Consider the following 2,437-nt stretch of genomic DNA (forward strand, 5'->3'; position numbering starts at 1 on the left):
AAATCATAATAGACTAACTGGTGGTTATTTTGATAAAAAAGTGTTCAATTCTATCTGGCGGAAACTGTTGATTTTAGTTTAGCAGTTACACGGGTTAACTTTTTATGGAGTTATTATTAATTTTAGAAGGTAAGATTCTCGTCTAAGGGATAAGGCATTGGTTTTATAGAGCTTTTAGTATATTAAAGTGATTTTCTAGAAAAAAATAAACTTATAAAAAAAGTGATTGCGATTTTTAATATTACATTTTATAATACTAACGAACGTTAGTAAACTTAGTGGTGGAATAAGATGGGTATTTAACGATATATCCATGTTTTGCTACCAGTACGTTAGGTAACCTACTATTCCAAGCTTTTGTAAGACCGGATAATACTATACGTAAAAAAATGCATAAGAAACGCATTTTATGTGAGGCTATAGCCTCTTAAATAGACAGCGATAGGAGAAGTTGTCAGCAAGTTAACTAACTCATTGCTTCAATGTTAAGCAATGCATAGGATATTGTAAAAGGGGATTATATAAAGGAGTCGATTGAAATTGATAGATAGATTAATTATTGAAGAACAGCTTTATCTGGCTGTACTCAAGCTACAGGATATTCATTGGGAGGTTGCACAGGAAGAAGACACATTCACGATCATTAAGGAAATCGAAAAAGTTCAGTTAGAATTGCAAAATATTAAAAAGGGATTGATGAAGGCGGAGGAGAATCAACTAGAGTTGAACATAGAAAACGTGTATTAATTATATAAAAGAATCAATTTCATAAATTTAGCCCTAGGGGCTCAAGGCTTTTAAAAACTAAAAAAAGGAGTACCTCCCCAAAATGTCGAATTTAGTAAGCACCACACAAACTAATAAGACTGGAGGAAGACTCCCTATGACTATTATACGACAAGGAAGCCTATTTGACATACAAGAATTATACGAGTTAGAACCTACCCAACGATTTGAAGCTATTTTTTCTGCTATTGACATTGATCCAATCTTCGCTGTGGTAACGAAGAAATCACGTTTTGGTAGATCTGTGGAGCTAAATTACGCTGCAATGATCTATTCTTTAGTCGCTAGAATAACTGAACGTATTCCATTTGTTAAAGACCTAGTTAAGCGATTAAAGAATGATATGATATTCCGGCTCGACTGCGGTTTTTTAGTTTCTGATTCTGTACCGTCTGAAGCTGCTTATTCAAGAATGATTACAATCATCAGTGAATCAAATATTTTGGAAGAAGTACAAGAGATTCTTCTCAAAAATGCGATTACTGAAGGATTCATTACAGACGATACAGTCGCAATTGATGTAACTCACTTTGAGGCCAAAGATCAGGCTCCACCAAAAAAAGAGAAACCTAAAACTGAACTTAAGAAACGTGGTCGCAAATCAAAGGAAGAGCGAGAACAATGGTTGATTGAAAAGGCTGAACATGAAGCCAATCTCCCTCTATTTGAAAAGAAAATTGAAGAACAGTTAGATGTTCCTTTAGCCGACCTTCGATCTGAGATTCCTCAGGCCCCTCAATGGGGTGTAAAGAAAAATAGTGAAGGAAAAAATGTTTTTTGGTACGGTTTTAAAGCTCATTTAGCTGTTGGAACAACGAGCCAATACATTTTTCAATCTCTGTTTTCTTCAGGCAATCTGAATGATGGAAAAGCCGCAATCCCCTTGTTAAAAGGGATTCATGAGCGTGTTAAACTTTCAACTCTACGTTTTGGAACAATGGATGCTGGATACGATTATGAGCCTATCTACACGCAGATACATCTAATGGGACACCAAGCAGTGATTGCTTATAATAAACGGAATGAGCCTGAACTTATTGGGTTTGATAAACATTTTGCACCAACATGTTTCCGGGAACACTCCTATCGGTACGATAGCTTCGATACGAAATATGAAACACTAAAATATAAAAGTCCGAAGGAATGTAAAGATTGTCCTTTAGCTGATGAAGGTATCTGTCAAAAAGTATACAAAGTTAGGATTACAACAGATTTAAGAAAGTACACGGCACCAGCCCGTGGTTCAAAATCATGGAAGACAATTTTTAAACGACGTACAGCTGTTGAGCGTGTAAATGCCTACCTCAAGGGATATTTTCAGCTTAACAATGTTCGATATCGTACTGGAAAACGTGCCAAGGTTCATTTTGATCTTGTAACTTTAGTTTATAATGCTTCAAAACTAGCCGTAGACCGCTTCAATGCCATGTTAAATCAACAACAAGCTGCCTAAATCAAAGGCGATGATAAATCTATTAAGTTTAGCCTTGTTGATTGGAGCAGAAGGCGGCGACTCCTGCGGGAAAAGCGTGTCCAGGTGAGACCCCGCAGGAGTGAAGCGAGACCACTGAAAAACTGATAGCTATTGATGATTGGTCGTAACCGCCTTTTAAACTTAGATGTGTAAATTGTTTTCCGAGGTGACCACATG

General features: G+C 36.5%; 2 protein-coding genes. Both read left to right on the forward strand.

Annotation, left to right across the window (positions count from 1 at the left end):
- The first annotated feature begins 540 nt into the window (after positions 1-540).
- On the forward strand, positions 541-747 hold the full coding sequence (locus ACTNDN_RS24625; RefSeq protein ID WP_251630151.1) for a hypothetical protein: 207 nt from the start codon (positions 541-543) through the stop codon (positions 745-747).
- A gap of 136 nt (positions 748-883) precedes the next feature.
- A complete protein-coding gene (locus ACTNDN_RS24630) occupies positions 884-2,239 on the forward strand; it encodes a transposase (protein WP_441132558.1) in 1,356 nt (451 codons plus the stop codon).
- The last annotated feature ends 198 nt before the right edge of the window (positions 2,240-2,437 follow it).

The sequence above is a fragment of the Niallia sp. HCP3S3_B10 genome (assembly GCF_052064465.1).
GTDB lineage: Bacteria > Bacillota > Bacilli > Bacillales > Cytobacillaceae > Niallia > Niallia hominis.

Bases quoted from the DNA above. Each gene is read 5' to 3' on its own strand.
- ACTNDN_RS24630 (WP_441132558.1), top strand. From the start codon at position 884: ATGACTATTATACGACAAGGAAGCCTATTTGACATACAAGAATTATAC.